Here is a 12,958-nt window from a genome sequence, read left to right as displayed (position 1 = left end):
TCTCCGGGGCATAGGGCATAGGGCATAGGGCATGGGGCATAGGGCATAGGGCATAGGGCATAGGGCTATCCTCACCACGCTTGAGAACCGCTATAGACAAATATCGCCGTCTTGAAATCCCAAGACGGCGATATTTATTTTGGATGGGATGGCCGATCGACAAACTGGCAATTCCCAATGCTTTTTCAACAAGAGCCCAATGCTTTTGAAATGTTACCTGTTCAATGCTTCCTGCCGTTGCAGGCGTTGAGTTCGGGGATAATTCTGAGTTGCGAGCATCCAGGAATCCAGAGTGTGCCGCAGTTCCTCGCGTCCTTGATAATTTTCAAATCTAAATAGAACTCGATCGCCCTCAAACAAAATCAGTGTCGGCAGACTTGTCAGCCGGTAAGTCGTTGCCAACTTCAAACTTTGATCGGCATTCACCCCTAGGAGCTTGACTTTTCCTGCCCACTGTGCCTCAAAATTCGTAAGCGTGGGGTCGAGCGCGCGGCACAAACCGCACCAAGGTGCCCAAAAGTGAACTAAAACGGGGGTAGAGGCTTGAAATACCTCTTGTGCAAAAGTGCGTTCGCTAACCGACAACACCATGATCCCTCAAAATTTAATAATTTTTTTTCTATCCTAGGGATCATGCTACCAGTATATGTTCGCAGTGACACGCATCAGAAAAGGATGAATTTTCCACAGCAGGCCTGTAAAAATGACTACGCCTAGGTAGGAAGGGCGCAGGAACTCAAGCAAATCAAGGGTTTGACGCTTTTGCAGGATTGCCAAAAATGGAATAATTGAGGTTTGAGATTTGATGGTTTCAAAGGATTCGCCAAAACGAGCCCGCAGCCGGCTGTCGCCGTGCCACACTCCGAATAGGTGGTGAAGTATCAAACCGATGGAAGTGACGAGGGTAAAGCTAGTGCCAATCCAGAGGGTGTGGGCCACGCACCAAATCACCTGTCCCACCATTTGCGGGTGACGGGTGACGCGGATGATCCCGGCTTGGTAGAGGTGAACTTCCGGCTTTTGGATGGCGGCAATTTCTAGAAGGTTGAAGGTTGCTGGGTACAGAAACAGAAAGGAAATTGCCGACAGTATCCAAACCACTGGTTTAACTCCGGGCACGCCCTGTACTTGCCAAAGCTGCACGCCGTCGTAGCGGTGGTTGAAAAAGTAGACAACCAAAATCACCGCCAGCGGCAAACTGACAAGGGCAAACAAAACGCGGTAAAGTCTCGGCCCGATCAGCTTTTCACCTTTCGGGCGCAGGGCTGCTAAACCGCTGTGGGCGATCGCAAAACCAAATAAAAGTCCGAGAATAACTAAGTGGGAGTCAAGCGCTAAGTCGATCGTCATTGCAAATATTAAGAAAAGTTATTGATTCGTGGCCAAATTGTGTCACAAAGTATCTATAGGAGCATTCAGCGGTTATCAGTCAGTTAACTGTTCGCTGTTCGCTGTTCGCTGTTGACTGTTGACTGTTCGCTGTTCGCTGTTGACTGTTCACTGTTTGCCGATCGATCGCTGTTTGCTGTTTGCCGTCAACCGTCAACCGTCAACCGTCAACAGTTAACTGACAAATGACAACTGACAATTTAGATATATGTCTGACCTTCCTTTCACTTTAGACCAGTTACGCATTCTCAAGGCGATCGCCTCTGAAGGAAGCTTCAAACGCGCCGCCGACAGCCTCTACGTATCCCAGCCAGCAGTTAGCTTGCAGGTGCAAAACCTAGAGAGACAGTTGGACGTGCCGCTGTTCGATCGGGGGGGGCGGCGGGCTCAACTGACCGAAGCCGGACACCTGCTGCTGAGTTACGGCGAGAAAATTCTATCGCTTTGTCAAGAAACTTGTCGAGCTCTCGAAGACTTGCAAAATCTCCAAGGCGGTACTTTGATCGTCGGCGCTTCTCAAACAACCGGGACATACTTGCTACCGCGAATGATTGGGATGTTTCGGCAAAAGTACCCGGATGTGGCGGTACAGCTTCACGTGCACTCGACTAGGCGCACGGCGTGGAGTGTCGCCAACGGGCAAATCGATTTAGCAATTGTTGGCGGAGAAATCCCTACCGAACTTGTAGAAGCTTTAGTAATTGTTCCTTACGCTGAGGACGAACTGGCTCTAATTCTCCCGCCTTCTCACCCGATGGTACAACAAGACAGCATTCAAAAAGAAGACCTTTATAAATTGCAGTTTATATCCTTGGATTCGCAGTCTACTATCCGCAAAGTCATCGATCAGGTACTGACTCGCTGCGGCATTGATACCCGCCGCCTGAAAATCGAGATGGAGCTCAACTCGATAGAAGCTATTAAAAATGCCGTTCAGTCTGGGTTGGGTGCTGCTTTTGTGTCGGTTTCGGCGATCGAAAAAGAGTTGATGATGGGCGTTTTGCACAAATCTCGGATGGACGAAGTTTTAGTAACTCGGATTTTATCGCTGATTTACAACCCCAACCGCTACCGTTCTAAAGCAGCAGAGGCTTTCAGCAATGAAATTTTGCCTTCCTTTGCTACTTATTCTGCCATCCCGGAGAAAAAAGAACCTGCGGGCCTGGATTTAGGACTCATAGAAATAGCAACTCCCAACTCTGCGGGAAGTTAATCTGTTACATCGCCCGCAGGCGCTCAGTTCGCCATTAGTTGAGACATTATAATCTGGTTTGATAACCCTGGGAAAAATTTGCAAGTTGGGAATGGGTAATTGGGAATGGGGAATCGGTAATCGGTAATCGGTAATTGGCTTGTTTGATGCCAAAAGCTAATACCAAAACTAGCTAAAGAGGGTAAAATAAACTGAAATTGGCATAAAAGGAAAGTTTGAGCGCGCAGAATTAGGAATTAAACCATTAGCAACTAGCAATCCCAGTTACTAATTATCTATTACAAATTCCCAATTCCCAATTCCCAATTCCAATTTCCAATTCCAATTCCAAATTACAAATTCCCAATTACCAAACCAAAATGGAAGTTTACTGCACCCGCCCGGGCTGCCCCCGCCCTCAAAACTATTTTTCAGACCTCGATGACAGTTCCCTGCTGAAAACAGTGCAGCAAAGGTATTGCAAAACCTGCGGAATGCCCCTAATTTTGAGCGGTCGCTATTTGCCCGTGAGGTTGTTGGGTCAAGGCGGTTTTGGGGCGGCATTTTTGGCCAGAGACCGCTATACTCCGGCGATGCGGCAGTGCGTTGCTAAACTTTTGCAGCCGTCGGTCAATCTGACTCCGGCACAGCTAAAAATCGCTCAAACTCTGTTTGAACGGGAAGCGGCGGTGCTGGAAGAATTGGGAAACGAACATTCGCAAATTCCAAGTTTGCTGGCGTTTTTTGAGCTGACTGTTCCGAGTTTGCAGCCGGAAAAAAACGATCAGTTTTTCTATCTGGTTCAAGAATTTATTGATGGTGAAAATTTGGAGGAGGAACTTGCTATAAAAGGCAAGTTTTCGGAATCTGAAACGATGGAGGTGCTGCGGGAAATTTTGAAAGTTCTCGATTTTGTCCACTCTCGCGGTTCGATTCACCGGGATATTAAACCTGCTAATATTATGCGGGGTAAAAATGGTCGGCTTTATTTATTAGATTTTGGGGCTGTCAAACAGGTGACGCAAACTGCGGGCACTTCTAAGGCTTCGACTGGTATTTATTCTTTGGGTTACGCTCCGCCAGAACAAATGAGCGGACAAGAAGTTTATCCAGCAACAGATTTTTATGCTTTGGCTGTGACTTGCATTACTTTGCTCAGCGGTTTGCAGCCGACGGAGTTGTTTGATAGTTATCAAAATGAGTGGAATTGGCGATCGCGCGTGCAGGTAAGTTCGCGTTTGGCTGAAGTTCTCGATCGAATGTTGTTACCAGCTCCCAGCCAGCGCTATCAATCGGCCGCCGAGGTAGAAGCGGCTCTGAAATACAATTCTCAACAGCCTACGATGGTCGTGCAGCCTCCAACAATACCGACTCCGCCTCCCCTACAGACTCAGCCACCACCACCGACTCAGCAGCCTCCTGTGCCTCCTGTGGTGGCGGCTCCTCCGGGAAACCTACAACCTGCGCCGAGACAGGCTTTTTCAATTTGGGATGTTTTGGGTGGGGCTGCGTTTACGGGTTTTGAAGGGGGGTTGCTGGCGATCGCCCTGACGAGTTTGCTACCGTCTCCTAGTGTCAGCATCGGATTGTTGGGGATGATTGTCGGGGGGATGATTTTCGGCCAGTACCGCAGATCGATCGAACAAACTGAGATGCTGATTATTAGCGGGGGTACTTTGGCCTTGCTGTGGTTTTTCCCGGCTTTGCGTACCGCAGTGACGATTTATCCGAATTCTCCGATCGCAGGCGTGTTGTTTGTCGGATGGTTGGCGGCGTTGGGGGCGATCGGGGCAACAGCGATATTTCGCTTGATCTATAAGTTACTTTCTAATATTTTTTAAGCCTTATTTTAAATTCGAGAGGCCTGGTTTGTAGTGAGGACTTTAGTCCTTCTTTCCGAGGACTAAAGTCCTCACTCTACTAATTTAATCGCCAGTGATTGACCGGAATCTATCTGATATGATTTAGGAGAAAAAAGTTTGCTGCAATAGAATTTTTAGGTTTTTTTGTCCACCCAATATGTAAGGTGCGTCGCTATGAGATATGGGGTGAAATTTAGGGATTCTTCTCGTGCGACACACCCTACGACTACTGTGGCTAATGACAATTGACAACTGACAACTGACAACTGACTTCAGTCTTGTTGGGTATAAAACTGGCGGGCACCGATCGCAGAAAAGGCGATCGCAGCCACCAACAAAACAGGTATGCTGTACCAAGGAAACTTGGCGATATCGTAAGCAGCCGCTCTCAACCCAATGCTGGCATAAGTCAGCGGTAACAGATAAACTATGCCTTTGAGGGCGATCGGTAGCGACGTAGGGTCAAAAAATGTCGCACCTAAAAATGACATCGGAGTTATCAAAAAATTGTTGTACAATCCAACTGATTCGAGAGATTTTACATTTAAACCAACTATCACTCCCATCCCCGCAAACACAGCGGAATTGAGAACAATCACTAACAAAAATAGCGGATGCAGAAATACCAGCTTTTGAGTAAACAAAACTGCAACTAAAATCACCGAAACCGAAGTTAGTAGTCCCCGCAATATTCCCGCTAGCATTTTACCAGCGTGCAAAGCTAACGGGTGTACCGGCATCAGCAGCAATTCCTCAAATGTTTTACTATAAAGTCGTTCGCCACAAATAGAAAATACTGCGCCAGTAAAACTGACTGTCATCGATGAAAGCGCAACCATTCCCGGCAGCATAAATTCTAGATAATTGCCGCCAATTGCAGGTTTAGACATGGAAGAACCCAAACCAAAACCAAAAGCTAGAATGTAAATTAATGGCGATGTTAAACCAGCGGCGACAATGGGCAAGATTCGGACTCGCAAATCTAGCCATTCTCCCCAAAATACGGTGATTGTGTCTGTTAGTATAGTTTGAATTGAGGTTTTTTTCATGGTTGGGCGAGGTGATTTGCATACTTGATATCAAGTCCTGTCAATTAACGGGACTAAATATTATATCATGTCCGCTCGAAAGACCATAGTAACATTGGTTTGTAGTGAGGACTTTAGTCCGCAGAATAAGAAGGACTAAAGTCCTCACTACGAACCTTTTCGCTCGAAAGACCATAGTAATATTGGTTTGTAGTGAGGACTTTAGTCCGCAGAATAAGAAGGACTAAAGTCCTCAGGACTTTAGTCCGCAGAATAAGAAGGACTAAAGTCCTCACTACGAACCTTTTCGCTCGAAAGACCATAGTAATATTGGTTTGTAGTGAGGACTTTAGTCCGCAGAATAAGAAGGACTAAAGTCCTCACTACGAACCTTTTCGCTCGAAAGACCATAGTAACATTGGTTTGTAGTGAGGACTTTAGTCCGCAGAATAAGAAGGACTAAAGTCCTCACTACGAACCTTTTCGCTCGAAAGACCATAGTAATATTGGTTTGTAGTGAGGACTTTAGTCCGCAGAATAAGAAGGACTAAAGTCCTCATTACGAACCTTTGGCGGGTAATTGACCGGACATGATATTACATCTTGCTCATTATCAGATTAAAAGGTTAAATAATCAAGGCTGCTGCACTGTTCTAATTTGGTTTCAGTTAAAGGCAATTTACCTGACTCTACTTTTTCCTGTTGTCGGTTCAACCAAATTGCTTTTAAGCCTGCGGATTTAGCACCGCAATAATCTGCTTTGAAGCTATCGCCGATATGCAAGACATTCTCGGCTGTGCAGTTGTGTTTTTGCAGCGCTGCGGTGAAAATTTCCGGCTGGGGTTTGGCGGCACCTACTTCGGTGGAAATTGTCACTGATCTGAAATATTCTGCTAAGTTGAGGGCTTTTAATACTGGATAAAGTCGCGAATCGAAATTTGAGACTACTGCTAATTCAATTCCTTGTTTTTGCCACTTATTTAATGCTGGGAATACGTCGGGATAGACGAACCAAGGTTCGGCGGTGGCAAAATGATCGTAGAGTTTGGCAAAAAATTTGGGAAAGTCTGAAAATTGATGGAGAATGCCTGCTATTTGGAATGATTTTGCAGAAACTTCTAGCCACCACTCAAATTCTAGCTGGGTAATTTTTGCTGCTTCTATTCCTGGAAATGTCATCGGAGTTGCTGAGGCGAAGCTTTGGTAAAATGCTGCATTTAACTCTTCACTATTAACTGTTACTCCGAATTTTTGGGCTAGTTGTCCGTAGACTTCGCCGACGCTGCCGCGCACGTCAAAGAGTGTACCAGCGGCATCTAAAAAGATAATTTTTGTCATTAGTTGGAAGAAGGAAGTTCGGCAACGAGCAATGTACGGGATGTAACGTAATAGGATTAACCAAAAGACCGGGCGAATGGAATTCGCGTCTACACCAACAAAACCTGTGTAACGTAATAGGATTAACCAAAAGACCGGGCGAATGGAATTCGCGTCTACACCAACAAAACCTGCCTCCGCAGGTTGAAGAAGAAGAATAAGAAGAAGAAGAAGAAGAAGACCGGGCGAATGGAATTCGCGTGTACACAAACAAAACCTGTGTAACGTAATAGGATTAACCAGAAGACCGGGCGAATGGAATTCGCGTCTACACAAACAAAACCTGCCTCCGCAGGTTGAAGAAGAAGAAGAAGAAGAAGAAGACCGGGCGAATGGAATTAAGTTATTTTTTTTAATCCGCGGAGGCGGACATTGTTTGTATACACGCGAATTCTATTCGCCTTCTGATCTATTACTTTTTCAGTAGTTCTTGAATTGGCTTACTAATCCAATTGAAACCAACTTTTAGTTGGTGGTCAAATGTTGGCATTCGATAGAGATAGGCTAGGCGACGAGCAATGTGTGCTAGTTGTCCGTCGAGTTTGATTCCTAAACCTGTGAGGGTGGCGTTGTCAATTCCTAATGTCATCATTTCTCCTAGCGGCTGGTACCGGAAAGGTAGTAATGGTCGATCGCTCAGGGATGCCCAAATATTCCAGGCGGTGTAGTCTGCTTGCTGGAAGGCTGTTTGAGCTGTGGATGGGACTTTTTGACCTGTGGCGTCGTGACATTCGGCTAAGTCTCCCAAGGCAAATATGTCTGGATGGTCGATAATTTGCATCTGGGAGTTAACTATTAGTTGACCGCGGTGGTTTTGTTTGAGGGGGAGCGATCGCACTGCTTGACTGACTTGGGTTCCTACTGTCCACAATACTATGTCTACGGGGAGAACGTCTAATTGTCCTTTGTAAAGTAAGGATATGGTGTCGGATTCGATCGCCTCTACTGCTGTTTCTAAGTCGATCCAGACTTTGCGTTGTTCTAGTGCTTTGTTGGCGGCTTCGCGGTTAAACTCGGGTGATGTCCGCAAAATCGTGTCGCCTTGCTCGACTAATCGGACGCGACCTTTTTCTCCGAGTCGATCGGCTAATTTACAAGCTAATTCTACTCCCGAGTAACCGGCTCCGACGATCGCAATCCGAATTTTGTCGGGGTTGCTAGCTTCGAGAAACCGCAGTCTTTCTTCTAAGCGGTAGGCGTCGTCTAGGCTGCGGAACGAGTAAGCGTATTCAACGGCTCCTTTGACCATATCTAGGGGAGTTTCGCCACCTAAAGCTAAAACTAGGCGATCGCACGGAATTTCTGGCCCGTCGTGCAATTGCACTCGCTTCGACTCTACGTCGATGCCGGAGACAGTGCCTTGACAAAAGCGCACGCCTGTGTTTTCTAGGAGTTCGGCAAACGGCGGGGCGATTTCCCAGGTTTGGAGTTCGCCAGTCAGGAGTTCGTACAGCAGGGGAACGAACAAAAAGCGATCGCGCCGATCGACTAGGACTATTTCGGGTTTTTCGGCTTTGGAGAAGGGTAACTGACTCAGGCGCAGGGCTGTGTAGAGTCCGCCGAAGCCTCCGCCGAGAATGCAAATCCGGGGTTGTTGTTGAGTCATGGTTTTTGTGTGAGGGCGATCGATAGCAAGGCAACTTATCTTATTTTGACACTCCTCCTCCTAAAGGCGCGAGGATTCTTGGCTCACCGAGACCACTTAAACCAGATACCTTGCAGTGTCTAGCCCAGAGGTGGGACTCTCCCCAAGCGACTTCGGGTATGCCCTACCCTAGTTGGATTGTTCCAAGTTCTTTTTTGATTTGAAACATATCGTTTCAAAAACTGTTCGTCTAGTTCCTCTGAATCTTTTACCTACTGCGAGGTGGAATCTAGAACAATGCAGTAGAACCGCATAGATTCAATTGTCAAGGTGCAGCGTGTCTTTCGACGACAAGGTTTTTAGCGTGGTTGATTACCTTTTCCACTACAATTAGTGTATCAGATTGGTACACAAGATGGCAGATAAACAACTGCACGTTAGAGTTTTCGAGGAAGAAATGAAACAGTTGGAACGGTATCCAAAAAAGACGAAGCGAACAAAGACAGATATTCTGCGTGAGTTCCTTGGATCGTTACCTTGATTAAGAGAGAAAGTTGCCCTAGAACGGCGGGGCTTTCGACCCATTTTTCGGTAACGAGAGTGGGAGAGTGGGAGAGGGGGAGAGTTGGAAAATTTTCCCCTGAACATCCATCCGTTACATCCGTTACGTCCGTTATACAAATTATACAATCCCTTGCCGAACTGCCTTCTGCCTTCTACATAATATCTTTGATTAGCTCTGCCTATTAGCCGCCCTCAAATTTTTTGAATGTTCGGACAAGTAATTTTGTACTATATTAGTTAATAACGAATTATTTCGCCAATTAAATTCAGTTTTTATACAGGGATCTACTCTAACACTTGCCCCCGCACTCACAAGTGACAAAATCATGCAAATTTCCTCGAATTCTTCTAAAGTTAAGAACGGCGCTCGCCCTAGCGAAGACGGCTCATCTTTGTTAAGCAGCGAAGAACGATATAAAAATTTAGTAGCTAATATTCCCGGTGCTGTATACTGCTGTAACTGCGAATGGACGGGGCCTGATGGCGAATTAATACGGACAATGGCGTTTTTGAGCGAGGGTGTTCAAGAAATATCTGGCTATCCATCCTCTGATTTTATCAACGATCGCGTGCGTTCTTTTGCCAGCATTATCCATCCTCAAGACCGTAAAAATGTGGAGGCTGCTCTCAAAAAAAGTGTAGCAACCAGAACTCCGTACATTGTTGAATACCGGATTGTCCGGGCTGACGGCGAAATTACCTGGGTTTACGAAAAAGGCCAAGCTGTTTGTAGCGATGGGGATGAGGTTAGAGGAAAACAAGAGGAACAAGCAGAAATTGAGGAATTTTTATCTGCGGTGATTTCGGCGATTTCGCCGCTGGAAAATTCTTTATGTCAGGTTGTGTATATCGATGGAGTAATGTGGGATATTACTGAGCGAAAGCGGGCTGAGGAACAATTGCGAAACACTCAAGATTTTTTGAATGCGGTACTGCAAAATCTCCCGGTTAGCGTGTTTATTAAAGATGCTGTGGAACAAAGATTTATTTATTGGAATGCTGCTAGTGAAGAATTGTTTGGCTATTCCAGCGACGAAGTGTTGGGAAACAACGCTGCTGATTTGTTTGAAGCAGAGCAGGCTAATTACTTGCAAGCACAAGATTTAGAAGTATTTGCTACGGGAAAAGGTCTCGATGTGCCGGAAGAAATTATTCAACTTCCGCGCCGGGGAAAGCGGATTTTGCATACTAAAAAAGTTCCTTTGTTTGACGGTTGTGGCGCGCCTAAATACATTTTGGGTATTGCTCAAGATATTACCGAAAGCAAAAAAAATGAAACAGAATTGTTGCGGTTGGCGATCGTTGCTCAAAAAACGCAAAATGGTGTGATTATTACTAATGCTGAAGGCTGTATAGAATGGGTGAATCAAGGATTTACTCGGATTAGCGGTTACTCGCTGGCCCAAATGTTGGGACAAAAACTCGGTGATGTGCTGCAATGTCCTCAAACAGATCCCGTAACTATTGCTCAATTGCGATCGGCTTTGGATAGGGGCGAGCCTTTCAATCAGGAAATTTACAATTGCAGGAAGGATGGAAAGGGTTATTGGGTGGCGCTTTCGATCGCCCCTATTTATCAAGAAACCGGGGAACTAGAAGGTTTTATTGCGGTGGAAACTGATATTACCGATCGCAAGCAAGCAGAGGTAACAGTCAGGGAAAGCGAGAGTTATTACCGCTGCATAGTCGAGACGGCTTCAGAGGGCGTTTGGATGTTTGACGCCGACAGCACCACGACTTTTGCTAACTGTCGGATGGCCGAAATGCTGGGGTATACTGTGGAAGAAATGCTGGGGCGATCGCTATTTGAGTTTATCGATGACGCATCTCGGGAAATAGCCGAAAGTTATGTACAGCGCAGGCGGCAAGGCATTCGCGAGCGCCACGATTTTGAGTTTACTCGCTCTGATGGCTCTCACTTGTGGGCGATCGTCTCCGCAACGCCAATGTTCGACGCTGAGGGCGAATTTGCCGGGGTTTTGCGGATGATTACCGATATTAGCGATCGCAAACAAGCCGAAGCAGAATTGCGCCAAACTCTCCAAGAATTAGAATTTGAAAAATTTGCCTTAGATCAATCAGCAATTGTCTCAAATACCGACGAATTCGGCGTTATTACCTATGTCAACGACCAATTTTCTGAACTTTTAAAATATCCCCGAGAAGAACTAATAGGCAAAACCCACAAACTTGTCAATTCTGGCTATCACCCAACCGAATTTTTCAAGCAGCTTTGGTCAACAATTCGTCAGGGCAACGTTTGGCGAGGAGAAATCAAAAATCAAGCCAAAGACGGTAAATTATTGTGGCTTGATACTACAATTGTACCTTTCTTAAATTCGCGGGGAGAACCCCACCAATACGTAGCAATTCGCAAAGATATTACCGATCGCAAACAAGCAGAAGAAGCAGTCCGCCTGTCCGAAAGTCAATTGAGAACTAAAAATGAAGAATTGGCGAAAGCCCTGCGGGACGTGCATAAAACTCAAAGCATGATGGTTCAAAATGAAAAAATGGTAAGTTTGGGACAGTTAGTAGCTGGAGTCGCTCACGAAATCAACAATCCAGTTAGCTTTATTTACGGCAACGTCATGCACGCTGACGATTACTTTAAAGACTTGCTAAAAATGCTGCAACTTTACCAGCGGGAATACCCCCAACCAACAGAGGCAATTCGAGAACAAATAGATGATATAGATTTAAATTTCATGCTCAAAGATTTGCCTAAACTGTTAACGTCAATGCAAATGGGAGCCGAGCGAATTCGCCAGATTGTGCTGTCGCTGAAGAATTTCTCGCGCTTGGATGAAGCGGAACAAAAGCAGGTTGACATTCACGAAGGCATTGACAGCACTTTATTAATTTTGCAGCACAGGTTCAAAGAAACAGCCGGACATCCAAAAATTGTGCTGCTTAAAGAGTTCGGAGATTTGCCGCGCGTACAGTGTTATGCGGGACAGTTAAATCAGGTATTTATGAATATTATTGGCAATGCCATTGATGCTTTAGAAGAAGCAATGGAAACTGGACAGTGGGCGGAGGGAGAACTGGCGCATATTCCTTCTTGTCCTTCGCCGGCGCTGCGGATCTGTACTGGTGTAAAATACGAACAGGACGCTGTTTCTGATGATTCGAGCCGCCGTCCTTCTCATATTGTGATTCGGATTGCTGACAACGGCCCGGGAATTCCGACAGAGGTTCACCAACGGCTGTTCGATCCATTTTTTACTACGAAAGAACCGGGTAAAGGTACTGGTTTGGGGCTGTCTATCAGCTATCAAATTGTGGTGGAAAAACACGGCGGGCGGCTGAAGTGCAATTCTGCACCGGGCCAAGGTACGGAATTTGCGATCGAGATTCCTATCGCTAGAAGATCAGTTGACAGTTGACAGTTGACAGTTGACAGTTGACAGTTGACAGTAGTCATTAGTCATTAGTCATTGGTCATTCGTCATTGGTCATTCGTCATTAGTAGTGCGAGCGGGAACGCTCGCGAACAGTAGTCAAGTTACCATTACAAATGAATTACAACGTAATTTACGACGGCAATTGCAATCTCTGTGTCACCTTGGTACAGTTACTAGAAAACTTAGATAAAGGCCAGAATTTTGAGTATATTTCAATGCAAGATTTGGATGGATTACAGCGCTTTGGGATAACTTCTGGCGACTGCGAAATGGGGATGATTTTGATAGATGCAGATCATCCCGCAAAACGCTGGCAAGGTAGCGATGCTGCCGAGGAAATCGGGCGGATATTGCCCACCGGTGAGGTGTTTGTGGCTGCTTACCGCGCAATGCCGGGGATGAAGTGGATGGGCGATCGCGTTTACGAACAAGTGCGCGATAACCGCTATACTTTGTTTGGCAGGCGATCGACAACCTACAAATCGGCTTATGCAGTGGGCTGTAGGTCGATCGACAATTGCGACAATCAAAACTAAAAACTCGGTTCGTAGTAA

Annotated in this window: 9 protein-coding genes; 4 read left to right on the top strand and 5 right to left on the bottom strand. The window is 46.0% G+C overall.

The features are described from left to right. Positions 1 to 213 precede the first annotated feature (213 nt). Both QZW47_RS14680 and QZW47_RS14675 read right to left on the bottom strand, forming a co-directional pair. Positions 214 to 591 (bottom strand): thioredoxin domain-containing protein, encoded by a 378-nt coding sequence (locus QZW47_RS14680; RefSeq protein WP_293128180.1) that lies wholly within the window; start codon positions 589 to 591, stop codon positions 214 to 216. A 45-nt stretch (positions 592 to 636) separates the two neighbouring features. Next, on the bottom strand, positions 637 to 1,350 hold the full coding sequence (locus QZW47_RS14675) for an NnrU family protein (RefSeq protein ID WP_293128179.1): 714 nt from the start codon (positions 1,348 to 1,350) through the stop codon (positions 637 to 639). A 247-nt stretch (positions 1,351 to 1,597) separates the two neighbouring features. Here QZW47_RS14675 and QZW47_RS14670 point away from each other — a divergent pair, with 247 nt between their 5' ends. Together QZW47_RS14670 and QZW47_RS14665 are read left to right on the top strand one after the other, a co-directional pair. Then, on the top strand, positions 1,598 to 2,602 hold the full coding sequence (locus QZW47_RS14670; RefSeq protein ID WP_293128178.1) for a LysR family transcriptional regulator: 1,005 nt from the start codon (positions 1,598 to 1,600) through the stop codon (positions 2,600 to 2,602). A gap of 359 nt (positions 2,603 to 2,961) precedes the next feature. Then, positions 2,962 to 4,422 (top strand): serine/threonine-protein kinase, encoded by a 1,461-nt coding sequence (locus QZW47_RS14665; RefSeq protein ID WP_293128177.1) that lies wholly within the window; start codon positions 2,962 to 2,964, stop codon positions 4,420 to 4,422. A 293-nt stretch (positions 4,423 to 4,715) separates the two neighbouring features. Here QZW47_RS14665 and QZW47_RS14660 read toward each other — a convergent pair whose 3' ends face one another. The 3 genes from QZW47_RS14660 to QZW47_RS14650 form a co-directional block, all read right to left on the bottom strand. Beyond that, positions 4,716 to 5,492: an ABC transporter permease gene (locus QZW47_RS14660; protein ID WP_293128176.1), complete on the bottom strand. Its 777-nt coding sequence runs from the start codon at positions 5,490 to 5,492 to the stop codon at positions 4,716 to 4,718. A gap of 597 nt (positions 5,493 to 6,089) precedes the next feature. Next, the gene (locus tag QZW47_RS14655) at positions 6,090 to 6,809 is read right to left on the bottom strand and encodes an HAD-IA family hydrolase (RefSeq protein WP_293128175.1); all 720 of its coding nucleotides are present in this window, start codon (positions 6,807 to 6,809) and stop codon (positions 6,090 to 6,092) included. A gap of 451 nt (positions 6,810 to 7,260) precedes the next feature. Continuing rightward, on the bottom strand, positions 7,261 to 8,454 hold the full coding sequence (locus tag QZW47_RS14650) for an NAD(P)/FAD-dependent oxidoreductase (RefSeq protein WP_293128174.1): 1,194 nt from the start codon (positions 8,452 to 8,454) through the stop codon (positions 7,261 to 7,263). 869 nt (positions 8,455 to 9,323) lie between these two features. Between QZW47_RS14650 and QZW47_RS14645 the strand changes: the two genes are divergently transcribed. Both QZW47_RS14645 and QZW47_RS14640 read left to right on the top strand, forming a co-directional pair. After that, entirely contained in the window at positions 9,324 to 12,386 is a 3,063-nt protein-coding gene (locus QZW47_RS14645) for a PAS domain S-box protein (protein WP_293128173.1), read from the top strand. 131 nt (positions 12,387 to 12,517) lie between these two features. After that, the gene (locus QZW47_RS14640; protein ID WP_293128172.1) at positions 12,518 to 12,940 is read left to right on the top strand and encodes a thiol-disulfide oxidoreductase DCC family protein; all 423 of its coding nucleotides are present in this window, start codon (positions 12,518 to 12,520) and stop codon (positions 12,938 to 12,940) included. The last annotated feature ends 18 nt before the right edge of the window (positions 12,941 to 12,958 follow it).

The organism is Microcoleus sp. bin38.metabat.b11b12b14.051 (genome assembly GCF_013299165.1).
Taxonomy (GTDB): domain Bacteria; phylum Cyanobacteriota; class Cyanobacteriia; order Cyanobacteriales; family Microcoleaceae; genus Microcoleus.
Note: the sequence above shows the minus strand (reverse complement) of the source record. Positions and strands in the feature narration are given on the sequence as shown.

Excerpts from the sequence above, each read along its gene's own strand:
- QZW47_RS14680 (WP_293128180.1), bottom strand. The coding sequence starts at position 591 with ATGGTGTTGTCGGTTAGCGAACGCACTTTTGCACAAGAGGTATTTCAA.
- QZW47_RS14675 (WP_293128179.1), bottom strand. The coding sequence starts at position 1,350 with ATGACGATCGACTTAGCGCTTGACTCCCACTTAGTTATTCTCGGACTT.
- QZW47_RS14670 (WP_293128178.1), top strand. The coding sequence starts at position 1,598 with ATGTCTGACCTTCCTTTCACTTTAGACCAGTTACGCATTCTCAAGGCG.
- QZW47_RS14665 (WP_293128177.1), top strand. The coding sequence starts at position 2,962 with ATGGAAGTTTACTGCACCCGCCCGGGCTGCCCCCGCCCTCAAAACTAT.
- QZW47_RS14660 (WP_293128176.1), bottom strand. The coding sequence starts at position 5,492 with ATGAAAAAAACCTCAATTCAAACTATACTAACAGACACAATCACCGTA.
- QZW47_RS14655 (WP_293128175.1), bottom strand. The coding sequence starts at position 6,809 with ATGACAAAAATTATCTTTTTAGATGCCGCTGGTACACTCTTTGACGTG.
- QZW47_RS14650 (WP_293128174.1), bottom strand. The coding sequence starts at position 8,454 with ATGACTCAACAACAACCCCGGATTTGCATTCTCGGCGGAGGCTTCGGC.
- QZW47_RS14645 (WP_293128173.1), top strand. The coding sequence starts at position 9,324 with ATGCAAATTTCCTCGAATTCTTCTAAAGTTAAGAACGGCGCTCGCCCT.
- QZW47_RS14640 (WP_293128172.1), top strand. The coding sequence starts at position 12,518 with ATGAATTACAACGTAATTTACGACGGCAATTGCAATCTCTGTGTCACC.